Source organism: Flavobacterium sp. CG_23.5 (genome assembly GCF_017875765.1).
GTDB lineage: Bacteria > Bacteroidota > Bacteroidia > Flavobacteriales > Flavobacteriaceae > Flavobacterium.
The window spans coordinates 1,873,570-1,890,067 of record NZ_JAGGNA010000001.1 but is presented as its reverse complement, the minus strand read 5'-3'; the positions used below and the strand labels follow the sequence as shown (position 1 = coordinate 1,890,067).

15 protein-coding genes and 2 riboswitches are annotated in these 16,498 nt (G+C 35.1%); of the genes, 14 read left to right on the top strand and 1 reads right to left on the bottom strand.

Going from position 1 to position 16,498, the window contains the following annotated elements; genetic code table 11:
- Window positions 1-115 precede the first annotated feature (115 nt).
- The 6 genes from H4V97_RS08100 to H4V97_RS08075 all read left to right on the top strand — a co-directional run bounded on the left by H4V97_RS08100 (window position 116) and on the right by H4V97_RS08075 (window position 6,462).
- The gene (locus tag H4V97_RS08100) at window positions 116-310 is read left to right on the top strand and encodes a hypothetical protein (RefSeq protein ID WP_196848980.1); all 195 of its coding nucleotides are present in this window, start codon (window positions 116-118) and stop codon (window positions 308-310) included.
- A 177-nt stretch (window positions 311-487) separates the two neighbouring features.
- A riboswitch (SAM riboswitch) is annotated at window positions 488-595 on the top strand.
- 79 nt (window positions 596-674) lie between these two features.
- Complete coding sequence (locus H4V97_RS08095; RefSeq protein ID WP_231385379.1) at window positions 675-1,637, top strand: alpha/beta fold hydrolase; 963 nt, start codon at window positions 675-677, stop codon at window positions 1,635-1,637.
- Window positions 1,638-1,657: 20 nt separating this feature from the next.
- Complete coding sequence (gene thrA / locus H4V97_RS08090) at window positions 1,658-4,072, top strand: bifunctional aspartate kinase/homoserine dehydrogenase I (protein ID WP_209549427.1); 2,415 nt, start codon at window positions 1,658-1,660, stop codon at window positions 4,070-4,072.
- A 119-nt stretch (window positions 4,073-4,191) separates the two neighbouring features.
- Complete coding sequence (locus tag H4V97_RS08085) at window positions 4,192-4,617, top strand: OsmC family protein (protein ID WP_196848983.1); 426 nt, start codon at window positions 4,192-4,194, stop codon at window positions 4,615-4,617.
- 71 nt (window positions 4,618-4,688) lie between these two features.
- A complete protein-coding gene (locus tag H4V97_RS08080; protein WP_196848984.1) occupies window positions 4,689-5,861 on the top strand; it encodes a trans-sulfuration enzyme family protein in 1,173 nt (390 codons plus the stop codon).
- A 190-nt stretch (window positions 5,862-6,051) separates the two neighbouring features.
- Window positions 6,052-6,462 (top strand): RrF2 family transcriptional regulator, encoded by a 411-nt coding sequence (locus H4V97_RS08075; protein WP_196848985.1) that lies wholly within the window; start codon window positions 6,052-6,054, stop codon window positions 6,460-6,462.
- A gap of 83 nt (window positions 6,463-6,545) precedes the next feature.
- Here the strand turns inward: H4V97_RS08075 and H4V97_RS08070 are convergent, their stop codons facing one another.
- Window positions 6,546-7,328, bottom strand: coding sequence for a sulfite exporter TauE/SafE family protein (locus H4V97_RS08070; protein WP_196848986.1), 783 nt, complete (start codon window positions 7,326-7,328; stop codon window positions 6,546-6,548).
- A gap of 323 nt (window positions 7,329-7,651) precedes the next feature.
- Here H4V97_RS08070 and H4V97_RS08065 point away from each other — a divergent pair, with 323 nt between their 5' ends.
- The 8 genes from H4V97_RS08065 (at window position 7,652) to H4V97_RS08030 (ending at window position 16,207) form a co-directional block, all read left to right on the top strand.
- Window positions 7,652-8,353, top strand: a complete 702-nt coding sequence (locus H4V97_RS08065; protein ID WP_196848987.1) for a phosphoadenylyl-sulfate reductase — start codon at window positions 7,652-7,654, stop codon at window positions 8,351-8,353.
- 74 nt (window positions 8,354-8,427) lie between these two features.
- Window positions 8,428-9,327 carry a sulfate adenylyltransferase subunit CysD gene (cysD, locus tag H4V97_RS08060; RefSeq protein WP_196849014.1) on the top strand — a complete coding sequence of 300 codons (900 nt, stop codon included), beginning with the start codon at window positions 8,428-8,430 and terminating at the stop codon, window positions 9,325-9,327.
- A gap of 1 nt (window position 9,328) precedes the next feature.
- A complete protein-coding gene (locus tag H4V97_RS08055) occupies window positions 9,329-10,060 on the top strand; it encodes a DUF2490 domain-containing protein (protein WP_209549426.1) in 732 nt (243 codons plus the stop codon).
- Window positions 10,061-10,180: 120 nt separating this feature from the next.
- A complete protein-coding gene (locus H4V97_RS08050) occupies window positions 10,181-11,425 on the top strand; it encodes a sulfate adenylyltransferase subunit 1 (RefSeq protein WP_209549425.1) in 1,245 nt (414 codons plus the stop codon).
- Between the two features lie 42 nt (window positions 11,426-11,467).
- Window positions 11,468-13,561: a HEPN domain-containing protein gene (locus H4V97_RS08045; protein WP_209549424.1), complete on the top strand. Its 2,094-nt coding sequence runs from the start codon at window positions 11,468-11,470 to the stop codon at window positions 13,559-13,561.
- The gene (gene cobA / locus H4V97_RS08040; RefSeq protein WP_209549423.1) at window positions 13,551-14,345 is read left to right on the top strand and encodes a uroporphyrinogen-III C-methyltransferase; all 795 of its coding nucleotides are present in this window, start codon (window positions 13,551-13,553) and stop codon (window positions 14,343-14,345) included. Before H4V97_RS08045 ends, cobA begins: the two co-directional genes overlap by 11 nt.
- Window positions 14,332-14,955 carry a bifunctional precorrin-2 dehydrogenase/sirohydrochlorin ferrochelatase gene (locus tag H4V97_RS08035; RefSeq protein ID WP_209549422.1) on the top strand — a complete coding sequence of 208 codons (624 nt, stop codon included), beginning with the start codon at window positions 14,332-14,334 and terminating at the stop codon, window positions 14,953-14,955. Before cobA ends, H4V97_RS08035 begins: the two co-directional genes overlap by 14 nt.
- A 199-nt stretch (window positions 14,956-15,154) precedes the next feature.
- Window positions 15,155-16,207, top strand: coding sequence for an NAD(P)/FAD-dependent oxidoreductase (locus tag H4V97_RS08030; RefSeq protein ID WP_196848993.1), 1,053 nt, complete (start codon window positions 15,155-15,157; stop codon window positions 16,205-16,207).
- A 170-nt stretch (window positions 16,208-16,377) separates the two neighbouring features.
- Window positions 16,378-16,497: riboswitch (SAM riboswitch) on the top strand.
- The last annotated feature ends 1 nt before the right edge of the window (window position 16,498 follow it).

Below are 16,498 nucleotides of genomic sequence, written 5' to 3'. Positions count from 1 at the left end.
CTAAAGGGATAAATCAAGGCATTCTTTTTGAGATAAGGGATTTGACTTTCTAACATGAAAGGATTTTATATTACAACGTACGGGTAAAATAACAAACAACTAAAAAGTAATAATTATGAAAACATTAAAATATATTTTAAGAGTATTTCAGTTTTTAAGAGAGAAACTGTTCAGTAATAATCAGCCTATAAATGAATTGATTCATCCAAGATTTGAAATAACAAAGAGGGATCCTTCGGCTCAGAAAAAGGCAGTAAATTCATTGCTTTTTCTAATGTACTCGCAAGAAAATGAAGCAATGTTTATCTAAATGGAAACGACTGTAAAAAATCATTGTGGACTTGAAACAACATAGGGAAAGAGTCCGTTTATAGACTCTTTCCAATGTTGTTATTTAAGATTGTAGTCAAAATCAATTAATGGAAAAATTTGTTTGTTTAAAAAATTAGTAGTTAATTTGTGCCTTTAAGTTCACATACGTATTGAAATGTTATAAAGAAAGGACGAGGGATTAGACCCAATGAAGCCTTAGCAACCCTTCGATTTATCGAAGAAGGTGCTGCATTCTACCACGCCAAACGTGGAAAGATAACAACGAGAATTTTACTGGTTTACCCTAGTTTTTTCTTTCTAATATTTCCAGACACAAATCAAACATCATAAAAGATTTGAAATTGGAAAATAAACCAACCCATATTACATTACAAAATTTCACCACCGAAAGTGGCGTGTTTTATCCTGTTCTAAGCTTAAGTTTTGAAGTTTTTGGACCGGCATTACATACGGCGCCAATAGTTTTGGTAAATCATGCATTGACAGGAAACTCGACAGTTGTAGGTTCGACTGGCTGGTGGAATGATTTAATTGGTGAAAACAAAACAATCGACACTAATAAATATACTGTGTTAGCTTTTAATGTTCCGGGCAATGGCTATGATGAAACTAGTATTGAGAACTATTTGGATTTCAATGCCAGAGATATCGCTAAACTCTTTATAGAAGGAATTAAATTTCTTCAAATTAAACAACTGTATGCTATTATTGGAGGTTCAGTAGGCGGAGGAATTGCTTGGGAAATAGCGGCTTTAGAGCCTAAAATAACGAAACATTTAATTCCCATTGCCACCGACTGGAAATCGACGGATTGGTTGATAGCTAATTGTTTCTTACAAGAGCAAATCCTGAATAATTCTCGAAATCCAATTGAAGATGCCAGGATTCATGCGATGTTGTGCTACCGTACTCCAGAATCTTTTAAAGAAAAATTCCAACGTACTACCAATGAAGAATTGGCCATTTTTAATGTGGAAAGCTGGTTGAGTCATCATGGTACGAAATTGCAAAAACGATTTCAACTTTCTTCTTATAAAATGATGAATCAATTGCTGAAAACGATAGACATCACCAGAAATACAGCTACGTTTGAAGAAATAGCATCAAAAATTCAAGCCGATATTCATATCATCGCCATCAATTCTGATTTGTTTTTTACTGCAGATGAAAATAAGGCAACTTATAAAGAATTAAAAAAATATAAAAGTAATGTCACCTATCAGGAAATTGTTTCCATTCACGGACACGACGCTTTTTTGATAGAATACAAACAATTAGACAATTTGCTTCAGGATATATTCTAAGCCAAAAACAACACAACACAATGAAAATATTAAAATTTGGAGGTAAATCTTTATCGAATGGTGAGGGATTAAATAAAGTGGTTGCTATTATTACAGATAAAGTAACTCAAGGAGAGGAAATTGCTATCGTAGTTTCAGCGCGTGGAAATGCTACCAATGAGCTAGAAGATATTTTAGGGATTGCATCTCAAAATGGAAATTACAAACCGCTTTTTGAAGATTTTAAAACCTACCAACAAGCCGAATATGAACATGTCGATTTATCTGAAGAATTTGAAATATTGGAAAAACTTTTTGAAGGTGTAAGCTTGATTGGTGATTACAGCAACAAAATTAAAGATTTAGTCTTGTCTAAAGGAGAATTGCTTTCGGCTAAGTTGCTTACCGCAATTTTAATCAAAAATGGAATCAACGCTCGTTTTACCGATTCGAGAGAGTTGATAAAAACGGATTCAAAATTTGGAGATGCACAACCTTTGGAACAAATTTCGAAGAAAAATGTAGTGCAATATTTTAAACAAAATAATGGCAATACGGTCAATATTGTGACCGGTTTCATAGGTTCAAACAATAAAAATGACACAACGACTTTAGGAAGAAACGGCAGCAATTATACCGCTTCTTTGATTGCTAATTATTTAAATGCTGAAGAGCTTCAGAATTACACGCATGTCGATGGGATTTATACAGCAAACCCGGATTTGGTTTTGGATGCCAAAAAAATTGACCATTTGACCTTTAACGAAGCGAATGAGTTGGCTAATTTTGGGGCGACAATTCTTCATGCTAAAACGATAATTCCTTTATTAGAAAAGAATATTCCTCTTCGAATTTTAAACACATTCAATCATGAAAACAAAGGAACTTTAATTACTTCCAATTCGAATAATGAAGGAATAAAAACACTTTCCGTACTCGAAAATGTATCGTTAGTAAACTTAGAAGGAAGAGGATTACTTGGTAAAACTGGCGTCGATGCTCGTATTTTTAGAGTGATGGGTGATAACGATATTAGTGTCAGTATCATTTCACAAGGTTCATCAGAAAGAGGAATTGGTCTTGTGGTTGCTGCTGATCAGGCGACAAAAGCAATGATTGAATTAGAAAAAGAATTCGAAAATGATTTCTATTCTAAAGACGTCAATAAAATTTCGGTGACGGATGATGTTTCGGTGATTTCTATCATTGGTCAGGATTTGAGTACTTTCCATAAGCCCTACACCGCTCTTATAAAAAACAAGATTGTCCCTATTCTTTTCAATAATACAGTTACGGGGAAAAATGTGAGTTTGGTGGTCAAAAAATCACAACTTAACAAAGCGCTAAACGTTATTCACGGAGAGATTTTTGGAGTTTCAAAGAAAATTAACATTGCCATTTTTGGGCATGGTTTAGTTGGTGGAACGCTGATTAATCAAATATTAGAATCGGCTGCGACTATCGAAAAAAGAAAAGATATCAAACTAAATGTTTTTGCTATCGCGAATTCAAAAAATGTCCTGCTAAATAAAAACGGGGTAACTCCAAATTGGATAAATGAAATTCAAAATAACGGGTTCGCTTATACTATTGAGGATGTTATTGCTTACGCAAATGAGCATCACTTGGAGAATTTGATTGCAATCGACAACACGGCAAGTGCTGAATTTGTTGAAAATTATGTGAAATTGGCCGAAAATAGTTTTGATTTAATCTCTTCGAATAAAGTAGCCAATACATTAAGTTATGAATTTTACAAAGATTTAAGAAAAGTATTAGCAGACAATCAAAAGAGTTATCTTTATGAAACCAATGTTGGAGCTGGATTGCCACTGATTGACACGATTAAATTACTACATCTTTCGGGTGAAAATATCACTAAAATCAAAGGCGTTTTTTCTGGGACATTGAGTTATTTATTTAATAATTTCTCTTCCAAAGAGGTTCCTTTTAGCGAAATATTGAAAGAAGCAATCGATAACGGATACACGGAACCGGATCCAAGAGAGGATTTATGTGGAAACGATGTAGGGAGAAAATTATTGATTTTGGCAAGAGAATTGGATTTGCAAAATGAATTTGAAGAAATCGAAATTCAGAATTTAATTCCAGAATATTTACGTGAAGGAAGTGCGACTGATTTCTTGACGAAGCTGAAAGAATTTGACCCGATTTATGAAAAAATAAAAAAGGATCAAAAACCGAATCACGTTTTGAGATACATAGGTGAATTGTCCGGAGATTTACAAAATGACAAAGGGAATCTTGAGGTAAAACTAGTTTCGGTTCCGTCCGATACGGCTTTAGGAGGATTGAAAGGTTCTGATTCTTTTTTCGAAATTTATACAGAATCCTACGGAGACCGACCAATAGTAATCCAAGGCGCAGGCGCAGGATCAGCAGTTACAGCGAGAGGGGTTTTTGGAGATATCTTGAGATTATCGGATAAAGGGTAATGATTTAAGATTGCAGATTAACGATTTTTGATTTTTGATTCAAAAAAATAAACAGTAATAATTCTCCAGTTTCGGCTCCCACTCTTTTGAAGAGGGTCGAGGAGAGAAAAAAGATAACAATGAAAATAACACTAAACAGAGTAAACGACAATTTCCACTTCGAATTAAAAAACGAAAGAGGACATATAGTAAATGTAGATAGCCGACCAGAATTTGGCGGGAATGACATGGGAGCAAGTCCAATGGAATTAGTATTGATGGGTGTAGCGGGTTGTAGCGCTATTGATATGATTTCGATTCTGAAAAAACAAAGACAAGAAATAACTTCTTTCAAAGCAGAGGTTGAAGGCGAGCGCGTGCAAGTTGGCGAGGCAAAACCGTTTAAAAATATACATGTTGTATTTTATTTGGAAGGGCCAATAAACGAAGAAAAAGCAGCCAGAGCTGCTCAACTTTCTTTCGAAAAATACTGTTCGGTTTCTAAAACATTAGAGCCCACAGCGACCATACATTACAAAGTAGTTTTGAATAATAAAACATTGTAGTTTAAATACAAAAGGTTGGAGTTTCATGATTCCAACAACTTTAAACCTTAAACTTTAAATTAAAAAATAAAATGAACGAAGAAGAATTTGGTTTTGAAACCGAAGCAATCCGTACCCAATTAGAACGCACGCAATATTTAGAGCATTCCGTTCCATTATACTTAACTTCTAGTTTTGTATTTGAAGACGCCGAAGACATGCGTGCCTCCTTTGCAGAAGAGAAAGACAGAAATATTTACAGCCGTTACAGCAACCCAAATACTAACGAGTTTGTAGAAAAAGTGTGCAAGATGGAAGGGGCAACTGCTGGTTTTGCCTTTGCCTCAGGAATGGCTGCGGTATATTCAACTATGGCTGCATTGTTGAAATCTGGCGATCATATTGTCTCTTCCAGTAGTGTTTTTGGAGCGACACATTCGTTATTTGTTAATTATTTTCCAAAGTGGAATATACAGACCACGTATTTTGATATTAATGAGCCAGAAACGATTGAAAGTTTCATCACACCTGATACAAAGATTCTTTTTGCTGAATCGCCAACTAATCCTGCGGTCGATATTATTGATTTGGAATTGTTAGGAAAAATTGCCAAAAAGCACAATTTGATTTTAGTAATCGACAACTGTTTTGCAACTCCTTATTTACAGCAACCTATGAAATGGGGAGCGCATTTGGTGGTGCATTCTGCCACAAAGTTAATGGATGGTCAAGGACGAGTTTTAGGCGGAATAACTGTTGGTGATCCCGAATTGATTCAAAAAATATATTTATTTTCCCGACTTACGGGGCCTTCTTTATCTCCGTTTAATGCTTGGGTTTTGTCCAAAAGTTTAGAGACCCTAGCGATTCGTTTGGATAGACATTGCGAAAATGCTATGAAAGTTGCTGAGTTTTTAGAACAGCATCCAAATGTTAATCGCGTTAAATATCCGTTTTTGAAATCGCATCCGCAATACGAAATTGCCAAAAAACAAATGAAATTGGGTGGGAACATTGTAGCTTTCGAAATAAAAGGCGGAATTGAAGCAGGACGTAACTTCCTAGATAAAATAAAATTATGTTCGCTTTCGCCAAATTTAGGCGATACCCGAACAATTGTTACTCATCCAGCATCAACAACACACAGTAAATTATCTGTTGAAGAACGTTTAGCAGTAAGTATTACGGATGGTTTAGTGCGTGTTTCAGTAGGATTGGAAACAGTGAAAGATGTAATTGCCGATTTAGAAAAAGCGCTTTCGTAAGATTGTCGAATGATGATTAACGATTTTTGATTTCAGATTTCGAGTTTGACAATAATCGTTAATCATCATTCACTATTCTTCATTCAAAAAGTATATTTTTGTTGTTACAATATAAAAGACCTTTTGACTTCAAATTGTTTTTAAATCTGAAATCAAAAATCGTTAATCTTCAATCTTATATCTTTTTAACATGCTTTCAAAGAAAACAAAATATGGAATAAAGGCATTGACTTTTTTGGCCCGCCAAGAAGATCAAACACCTGTTGCGATTGCTGATATTGCAAAAAGTGAAAATATTTCGATAAAATTTTTGGAAAGTATTTTATTGCTTTTGCGTCATTCTAGTTTTTTGGGTGCCAAAAAAGGAAAAGGCGGAGGGTATTATTTAATTAAAGATCCCAAAGAAATCAATATGGCGCATGTCTATCGAATTCTTGAAGGACCTATTGCACTTTTACCTTGTGCCAGCCATAATTTTTATGAAAGATGTGAAGATTGTACCGATGAAGCTACGTGTGCAGTTCGAAAACTAATGATTGACGTACGCGATAATACTTTGAAGATTTTAGAGAGTAACACGTTGGCTGACATTGCATTTTAATCAATCTTGGATTAAATAAAAAAAAGAAAAAGAAAAAGAAGATTTCATGAGAGAAGCCTAATGAAATGTTCTTTTTTTTATTTCTAAAAAACCAATTTGTAACCCACGAAAAATAGCATTATCGCGATGGCATTTCTAAGAAACAAATCAGGAACTTTTCCACTCAACATACTCCCAATATAAATTCCAGGAAGAGACCCCATTAATAACTGCCCTAATAATCCTAGATCTAAGTTCCCCATTGAGGCATGTCCTAATCCGGCAACAAGGGTTAACGGGACAGCGTGAGCAATTTCGGTTCCAACTAATCGCGGAGTTGCTAAAATCGGATATAGGAAGAATAATGTAACAGTACCTAATGCACCCGCTCCGATAGAAGTAAGGGTTACTGTTGCTCCTAACAATACCCCAATAGCTACTGTTAAGACATTCTGAGTTTTACTCTCACTATGAAACTTGTCACCAGCATGTTTTTGAGAAAAAAGCAATAGTTTCTTTTTGAACAAAACGGCCACTGAAGTAAAAAGCAAGGCCCAACCCAAACTGTATTTTATGATGGAATTTAAGGTCGTAAGATCTGTTTTTATGCTATGAAGAATCCACAACGTTAATAAAGCAGCAGGAATGCTACCTAAAGAAAGCCAGCCTGTAATAGACCAATTAATATTCTTTTTTTTATGATGTACATAGACACCCCCCATTTTAGTAAATGCCGCATATAATAAGTCAGTCCCAACAGCAGTAGTAGGTGGAATACCAAACCATAATAAAATGGGAGTCATTAATGAGCCACCGCCTACGCCGGTTATCCCTACGATAAAACCTACTGTTAAACCAGCAATGACCAATCCTATTTGAAAATCCATAAAATAAAATTTTGACAAAAATAACAACTATTTTACAATTATCCTATCGGAATAGTAGGCTATGTGAAATATATATGGAGAATTCAATATAAATTAGAATACTACTATTTTATTTAATAATAATAGTAAAGGATTTACGATTGTTGATTGATTCAATAATTATTAACCCATATGGGCTTAAAATGCTTTTGCTGAGTCTATAAGGTATTATTTGTGTTGGAATAAAAAACCCATAATTTATTTTGTTTTGTAGAAATATTTATTACTTTTGCTTTTTAATCTACTAAACCGATAGGGTAATAGATTTTTTAATAAATAAAAAAATGAGTTCAACGATAGCGCAAATATTAATTGAAAAAACAAAAAACTTCTCAATAGAAGAGACGTTGGCATTTTTAGCCAATGAGTACAAGGATAAAGTAGTTTTTTCGACTTCTTTTGGACAAGAAGACCAAGTAATTACCGCTTTGATTGCCAAAGATGATTTGCCAATAAACATTTTTACTTTAGATACAGGTCGTTTGTTTCAAGAAACGTATGATGTTTTTCATAAAACATTAAAAAAGTATAAAAAGGAGATCAAAGTTTATTTTCCAGAAGCCACAGCAGTGGAAGAATTGTTAAATAAAAAAGGACCAAACAGTTTCTATGAATCGGTTGATAACAGAAAAGAATGTTGTTTTATTCGAAAAGTCGCACCGCTTACCAAAGCCTTGAAAGGAAATGCAATTTGGATTACCGGTTTGAGAGCCGAGCAATCCGAAAATAGAAATGATTTACAGGAATTTGAATACGATGAAAAATTCGGCATTATAAAATTCAATCCATTGTTAAAATGGACTTTGAAGGAAGTTGAAGATTATATAGAAAAGAATAATGTGCCACAAAATGCCCTGCACAAAAAAGGATTTGTAAGTATAGGTTGCGCGCCTTGCACCAGAGCAATTACTCCTGATGAAGATATACGAGCCGGAAGATGGTGGTGGGAATCCAGTCATAAAGAATGTGGTTTACACCAAAAATAATAGCTTGACTGTTTATTTGTTTAATCGTATTAACGAATAACCAAATAAACGAATAACCAAATAAACAAAGAATGATGAGTTCAGTATTAAAAACAAACGCTTTAGAAAGCGAAGCGATATACATATTTAGAGAAGTAATTTCTCAATTTGACAAACCAGTTTTGCTTTTCTCTGGTGGAAAAGATTCAATCACATTGGTAAGATTAGCCCAAAAAGCATTCTTTCCAGCAAAAATTCCTTTTCCATTATTGCACGTTGACACTGGACATAATTTTCCGGAGACAATTGAATTTAGAGATAAATTAGTTGCTGAATTAGGATTAGAATTAATTGTAAGAAATGTTCAAGACGCTATTGATCAGGGAAAAGTCGTGGAAGAATCGGGTAAATATTCGAGTAGAAACAGCTTACAAACCACAACGCTTTTGGATGCAATCGAAGAATTCAAATTTGATGCTTGTATTGGCGGAGCGCGTCGTGATGAAGAAAAAGCAAGAGCTAAAGAACGTATTTTTTCAGTTCGTGATGATTTTGGTCAATGGGATGAGAAAAACCAGCGTCCGGAATTGTTTGATATTTTGAATGGTAAAATTGAGAATGGTCAAAACGTTCGTGTTTTTCCAATTTCGAACTGGACAGAATTAGATGTTTGGAGTTATATCGAACAAGAGCAAATTGAAATTCCGTCTATTTATTTTTCTCACAAACGTAAAGTATTCATGAGAGATGGTTTGATTTGGTCGCATTCTCCTTTTGTTTACCAAGAAGAAGATGAAGAAATCGAAGAAAGAATTGTTCGTTTTAGAACGGTTGGGGATATGAGTTGTACCGCTGCCGTTGATTCTTATGCTGCGACGATTCAAGAAGTAGTGGGCGAAATTAGAACTTCAACTATTTCTGAAAGAGGGGCGAGAATTGATGACAAGCGTTCTGAGGCGGCGATGGAGAAAAGAAAACAACAAGGGTATTTTTAGAATGAAATTCTCGAAAATATTTTTGTGTCTATTTCTTTTTAGTATTGGAGTAAAAGCACAAACAGAGAAAAACGTTGATAAACAAAGTTTGTTTTGGGCACGATATTATAATCAGTTGGAATTAAACACTAAATGGTCTGTTCATACTGAGATTGATAATAGAATTTTCATTAATCCAGTAACACAAAATACATTTGTAAGCCGCATTCAGCTTAGAGATAAAGTGACGGATAGGGTAGAGTTAGGAGCAGGTTTTGCTTATTTCTCGGTGGCAACACAAGATCCCGAGGTTGAAAATGGGTTTCATATTCCAGAGTATAGGTTTCAGCAAGATGTGACTGTAAAACAGGCTTTGGGTAAGGTGAATTTAACGCACCGGTATCTATTAGAACAGCGATTTGTTCACAATGCCAGTAAATTAATGTTAGAAGATGGAACAACATTTTACTTAAGGTTTAGATATCGCATCCAGGGCGATTATACTTTTTGTAAAAATGAGAAACAGTACCTAAAAGGGATCCTTTCAGACGAGATAATGATTAACGCAGGCTGTAAAATTATTAAAAACACTTTTGACCAAAACAGATTATATGTCGCGTTACAAGTAGGAGTTAGTCCAGCGATTGCATTAGAGTTAGGTTATTTGAACAGTTTTCAAGAAAGAGCAAATGGAGTAGATTATTTCAATAGAGATATCATCAGATTTAGTTTCATTCACAAGGTTAAGATATAGTACAGAGTAAATATTCTGTAGACAAAATAAAAATAGAAACATTTAGATTTAAAGGTTTGTATATAGGCGGTCAACAAAAACTTGAAACCTTAAACTTTTAAACTTTAAACAAAATAAAAAATGGAAGTTTTAAAAATAGCAACAGCAGGAAGTGTAGATGACGGAAAAAGTACATTAATCGGGAGATTATTGTATGATACAAAATCGTTGACTACAGATAAAATCGAAGCAATAGAAAAAAGCAGCAAACAAAAAGGATATGATTATCTTGATTTTTCGTTAGCAACGGATGGTTTAGTTGCCGAGAGAGAACAAGGAATCACGATAGATGTAGCCCATATTTATTTTTCGACTGCTAAGAAAAGTTACATCATTGCAGATACTCCGGGTCACGTAGAATATACACGTAACATGGTAACAGGAGCTTCTACTTCACAAGTTTCAATTATATTGATTGACGCCAGAAAAGGAGTAATTGAGCAAACGTACAGACACTTTTTTATCAATAATTTATTGCGTGTAAAAGAAGTGATTGTTGCGGTAAACAAAATGGATTTAGTGGACTATTCGGAAGAAGTATACAATAAGATCAAAGCCGATTTTCAAGCATTAAACAGCAAAAGTACTTTCAAAGAGCAAACGGTAAGTTATATTCCGTTAAGCGCTATTAATGGAGGGAATGTGGTTGATAAATCAGAAAATATGCCTTGGTATGATGGACAAACGGTTTTGGAACATTTAGAAGCTTTAGAGCCAAAAGATGTTTATGAAAAAGGCCAAGCTCGTTTCCCAGTTCAAACGGTTATCAGACCAAAAACGGAGGAATACCATGACTTTAGAGGATATGCAGGAAAATTATATGGAGACAATATTAAAGTGGGTGATGCGGTGACTGTATTGCCATCTTTAACTGAATCCAAAGTGACTAACATTCATTTTTTCGATAAAAAATATGACGAAGCTTCAGCAGGTTCTTCAATCACAATCGAATTAGAAAATGATATCAATGTGACTAGAGGCGATATGATTGTAAAATCGAATGAACTTCCTAGAATCGAAAAAGATATTAACACAACAATTTGTTGGATGGACAGCAAAAAGTTAGTTGCCGGAACAAAATATTTAATACAGCACAATACCAATAGAGTTTTGGCAAAAATTGAAAGCGTAAAAAATGTTATTGCAACAGATTATTCCGGTTCAACTCCGGCGACTCAATTAGCAATTAACGAAATAGGGGAAGTAAATATTAAGTTGAGTAAAGCTTTGTATTTTGATGCCTATAATGACAATAAATTAAACGGAGCTTTTATTTTAATAGATGTTGCAACCAATACGACTGCGGGCGTTGGTTTTATAAATTAAAAGCCCCCTAGCCCCGGAAGGGGGTACAAAAACTAATATATTATGCACAGTTTTAGAACCGAAATAGAAGATCCGATTGTCCAAAAAGACATTATCGATTTAGAAAGAAAAATTGCTTTATTCCGTGATGGGAAAATTGATGATGAGCGTTTCCGAAGTCTGCGTTTAGCGAGGGGCGTTTACGGACAACGTCAGGAAGGTGTTCAAATGATTCGTATTAAATTGCCTTTTGGAAAAGTAAGCAGCGAGCAATTGTTGCGTATTGCAAAAGTTTCCGATGAATATTCAACTGGACGTTTGCATATTACAACGCGTCAGGATATCCAAATTCATTATGTAAGTTTGGATAGAACGCCGCAACTTTGGGCTGAATTAGAGAAAGATGATGTTACGCTGAGAGAAGCCTGTGGGAACACCGTAAGAAATATTACGGCAAGTGAAACTGCAGGAATCGACGTGGTCGAACCTTTTGATGTTTCGCCTTATGCCTATGCTATGTTTCAATTTTTATTGAGAAACCCGGTTTGTCAGGAAATGGGAAGAAAATTCAAAATATCATTTTCTTCATCAGATAAAGATACGGCGCTAAGCTATATGCATGATTTAGGATTTATTCCAAAGATTGTAAACGGAGAAAGAGGTTTTAAAGTAATGCTTGGCGGTGGATTAGGTTCTCAGCCAGCGCATGCGGAATTACTTTCGGAATTTATTCCGGTGAATCAAATTATTCCAACAACAGAAGGTGTTTTAAGAATATTTGACCGTTTTGGTGAAAGAGCCAAAAGGTTGAAAGCACGTATGAAATTCTTAATCAAAGATATTGGTAGAGAGGAGTTTCTACAGTTGGTAGATGAAGAGAAACTTGCCTTGTCAAATCAAGTGGTTGAAATCGACACGACAGATTTTGATGCTCCAATCCCTGAACCGATTTTGGCAGCCCCAAAAGTGATAATTGAAGATAGAGTTGCTTTCGAAAAATGGAAAAAAACAAATGTGATTTGGCAGAAACAGGCAGGATATGTAGCCATTGGAATCAAAGTTTTATTGGGAGATTTTTATACTGATAAAGCAAGGTTATTGGCTGAGTTAATTAAGAACTATGGAGCTAACGAATTGCGTTTTACTTTGCGTCAGGATATTTTAATCCGCAATGTGAAAGAAGAGAATTTGGAATTTTTCTACCAAGAATTAGCCAAACTTGATTATGTAGCCATAGGATATGATAGCACTGCGGATATTACTGCTTGTCCGGGAACCGATACTTGTAATTTGGGTATTGCAAGCAGCACCGGAATTGCAGTAGAACTGGAAAGAGTATTAGAAACTGAATATCCACAATACAGCAATAATAAAGAAATCACTATAAAAATTAGTGGTTGTATGAATGCGTGTGGACAACACAATATGGCAGAAATTGGTTTCCAAGGAATGTCTATCAATTCAGGGAAATTAGTGGCGCCGGCACTTCAGGTGTTATTGGGCGGTGGAAATTTAGGAAATGGAAACGGAAGATTTTCGGATAAAGTAATCAAAATCCCTAGCCGAAGAGGACCTGATGCGTTGCGTTTTATCTTAAATGATTTTGAGGCTAATGCCAATGGATTATCATTCCTGAATTATTATGACGCCAAAGGAGAGAAATATTTCTACGAATTATTAAAACCTTTAGCTGATTTGACCAACCTTAACGAAGCTGATTTTATTGACTGGGGAAATGCTGATAACTACATAAAAGCAGTTGGAGTTGGAGAATGTGCGGGTGTAGTAATTGATTTGGTTGCTACTTTATTATTGGAAGCCAAAGATAAACTGACCTTCGCGGAAGAAGCTTTCGCAGAAGAAAAATGGTCGGATGCGATTTATCATTCATACGCAGGTTTTGTAAATGGTGCTAAAGCTTTGTTGCTTTCGGAAAACCAAAAAACAAATCATCAAGCTGGAATAATAGACTTATTTGATACGGTTTTTGTTGAAACAAATAAAATTCCGTTGCAATCCACATTGAAGGATTTAGTGTTTCAAATTAAGCAAAATGAACCATCTGAAGAATTCGCTAAAAAATACATTCAAGAAGCAATTGCATTTTTTGACACAATAGAATTGTACAGAGCCAAAGACCTTAAAGATGAAAAATAAAATAGAACCTCAAGTTACTTTAGTAGGCGCAGGCCCAGGTGATCCGGATTTACTGACCATCAAAGGTGCAAAAGCATTGGCTGAAGCGAATGTAGTTTTGTATGATGCTTTGGCTAATGAAGAACTATTGTCTTATGCTCCTAAAAAAGCATTGAAAATATTTGTCGGAAAGAGAAAAGGATGTCATGCCTATACGCAGGATGAAATTAACCAATTAATTGTAGATAACGCACTTACTTACGGTCATGTGGTTCGATTAAAAGGGGGAGATCCATTTATTTTTGGCAGAGGAAGTGAAGAAATAGAATTCGTAGAAAGCTTTGGAATTCCTACATTTGTGGTCCCTGGAATTTCATCTTCTATTGCAGTTCCAGCTTCTCAGGGGATTTCGTTGACAAAAAGAGGTGTTTCGGAGAGTTTTTGGGTAATTACTGGTACGACTTCTGCACGAAAATTATCTACTGATGTAGCATTAGCAGCGCAATCAACTGCAACAGTTGTTATTTTGATGGGGATGAGCAAACTGGATCAAATTGTGGCTTTATTCCAAAAAGAATCGAAAGGGGAAATGCCCGTTGCAATTATTCAAAACGGAACGACTCCAGAGGAAAAAGTAGGAATTGGAACTATAAATACAATTCAAAGCGTTGTGGAAAAGAATAATCTAAGTTCTCCAGCGATAATCGTCATTGGAGAAGTAGTCGGCGATAGTAAGAAAAGGGTAGGTTTTTATAAAGAATTGAAATCAAACCACAATAAGGTACTAGTGTATGGAAAGGAATGAGTTATATCCAATATTTTTAAAATTACATCAACTCAATGTACTTATTGTAGGTGGGGGAAATGTAGGTTTAGAAAAGTTATCATTCTTATTGAAATCGAGTCCAAATGCGAATGTTGAGGTGGTTGCACCAAAGTTTTTGCCAGAATTGGAAGAGTTGGTCGAAAGATATCCGTCAGTAAAATTGACTTATAAAAAGTTCAATCGATGGATGCTTCGCAAACGGCACATAGTCATTGCCTGCACCGATGATTTGAAAGTCAATAAACGAGTATTTGATTTGTCTCGAAAAAGATACTTGCTTTGTAATATTGCTGATACTCCGCCATTGTGCGATTATTATTTGGGCGGAATTGTAACCAAAGGAAATGTGAAAATCGCTATTTCGACCAACGGAAAATCACCGACAACTGCCAAAAGATTACGCGAGTTTTTTGAAGAAATAATTCCGGATGATATCAATAAAATGGTCGAAAACCTGAATGAATATCGCAAGACGCTGAAAGGAAATTTTGAGGAAAAAGTCAATAAAATGAATGAGATTACAGCAGCGTTAAAAATTCCCGTAGCGCCCGTAGCGGGAACAGAAAGGAATATACAAGACGGAAGATAAATAGTAATAAATCTTAATAACAAATTTCTGTTTTTTTTAAAACGAATAATTATGATATTTGTCAGTAAAAAATAATAAAAAGCACAGTTACTTTGCATGATAAAAAAGTAATTCAGTAAATAGAATAACAACAACAAATTTCCTCAAAGTCACCCACTCCTACTAAGGGGGGCAGATGGGAGGATAAATTAATAAAAAAATGATTAAAACAGATATACTTATAATAGGAGCAGGTCCAACTGGATTATTTGCCGTTTTTGAGGCAGGATTATTGAAGCTAAAATGCCATATTTTGGATGCGTTACCTCAAGCTGGTGGTCAATTATCTGAATTATATCCTAAAAAACCGATCTATGATATTCCAGGATTTCCTGAAGTTTTGGCTGGGGATTTAGTAGATAATTTAATGGAGCAAATCAAGCAATTTGAACCCGGATTTACACTTGGTGAACGTGCTGAAACCATAGAGAAACAAGAAGACGGGAGTTTTATTGTGACTTCAAATAAAGGGAAGAAATTTCACGCTTCAGTTGTAGCAATTGCAGGTGGATTAGGAAGTTTTGAACCACGAAAACCACTTATCGAAGATATTGAATTTTACGAAGATAAAGGGATAAAATACTTTATTAAAAATCCAGAAAAATTCAGGGACAAAAAAGTTGTAATTTCTGGAGGAGGAGATTCTGCTTTAGACTGGAGTATTTTCCTGTCTAATGTAGCTTCTGAGGTGACTTTGATCCACCGTAGAAATGAGTTTAGAGGCGCATTAGATTCTGTAGAAAAAGTACAGGAACTTAAAAATTCAGGTAAAATCAAAATGATTACTCCAGGGGAAGTAATTGGGTTGAACGGTGCTGAGCATTTAGAATCTGTTGTTGTTGATGAAGATGGCGCACACCGCACAATTCCTACAGATTATTTCATTCCACTTTTTGGTCTAACACCAAAATTAGGACCTATTGGAAACTGGGGATTAGAGATCGAAAAAAATGCCATCAAAGTAAACAATGCCTTGGATTATCAAACTAATATCCCAGGGATTTTTGCCATTGGAGATGTAAATACGTATCCAGGAAAATTAAAATTGATCCTTTGCGGATTCCACGAAGCCACTATTATGTGTCAAGCGGCCTACCAAATTATCAATCCGGGGAAGAAATATGTATTGAAATATACTACAGTTTCCGGTGTTGACGGATTCGATGGAACTCGTAAAGAGGCTCCAAAAGCGGTAGTAAAAGCCATAGTGTAATAAAGTTGCTGAGGTACAAAGGTTCTGAGTTGCTAAGGTTGGTTTAAATCCTTGCAATTCAGAACCTTTTTATTTAAAAGTTTTGCAACAAACTCCCTTAGAAACTTTTAAAAAAAACTTGCAATTGTTAGCGCTATGTCTTTACTTTGCACTGTTCATATATTTATTGAAAGTTATCACGAAAGGCGGAGGGAAAGACCCAATGAAACCTTAGCAACCCTTTATCTTTAAAGAAGGTGCTACATTCTACTTTATGCTGAATTTGTTTCAGCATCTAAGATAGATAACACA

Coding starts and splice junctions, on each gene's coding strand:
- H4V97_RS08045 (WP_209549424.1), top strand. CDS start 11,468: ATGCACAGTTTTAGAACCGAAATAGAAGATCCGATTGTCCAAAAAGAC.
- H4V97_RS08100 (WP_196848980.1), top strand. CDS start 116: ATGAAAACATTAAAATATATTTTAAGAGTATTTCAGTTTTTAAGAGAG.
- thrA (WP_209549427.1), top strand. CDS start 1,658: ATGAAAATATTAAAATTTGGAGGTAAATCTTTATCGAATGGTGAGGGA.
- H4V97_RS08075 (WP_196848985.1), top strand. CDS start 6,052: ATGCTTTCAAAGAAAACAAAATATGGAATAAAGGCATTGACTTTTTTG.
- H4V97_RS08080 (WP_196848984.1), top strand. CDS start 4,689: ATGAACGAAGAAGAATTTGGTTTTGAAACCGAAGCAATCCGTACCCAA.
- H4V97_RS08055 (WP_209549426.1), top strand. CDS start 9,329: ATGAAATTCTCGAAAATATTTTTGTGTCTATTTCTTTTTAGTATTGGA.
- H4V97_RS08085 (WP_196848983.1), top strand. CDS start 4,192: ATGAAAATAACACTAAACAGAGTAAACGACAATTTCCACTTCGAATTA.
- cysD (WP_196849014.1), top strand. CDS start 8,428: ATGAGTTCAGTATTAAAAACAAACGCTTTAGAAAGCGAAGCGATATAC.
- H4V97_RS08035 (WP_209549422.1), top strand. CDS start 14,332: ATGGAAAGGAATGAGTTATATCCAATATTTTTAAAATTACATCAACTC.
- H4V97_RS08050 (WP_209549425.1), top strand. CDS start 10,181: ATGGAAGTTTTAAAAATAGCAACAGCAGGAAGTGTAGATGACGGAAAA.
- H4V97_RS08070 (WP_196848986.1), bottom strand. CDS start 7,328: ATGGATTTTCAAATAGGATTGGTCATTGCTGGTTTAACAGTAGGTTTT.
- H4V97_RS08065 (WP_196848987.1), top strand. CDS start 7,652: ATGAGTTCAACGATAGCGCAAATATTAATTGAAAAAACAAAAAACTTC.
- H4V97_RS08030 (WP_196848993.1), top strand. CDS start 15,155: ATGATTAAAACAGATATACTTATAATAGGAGCAGGTCCAACTGGATTA.
- cobA (WP_209549423.1), top strand. CDS start 13,551: ATGAAAAATAAAATAGAACCTCAAGTTACTTTAGTAGGCGCAGGCCCA.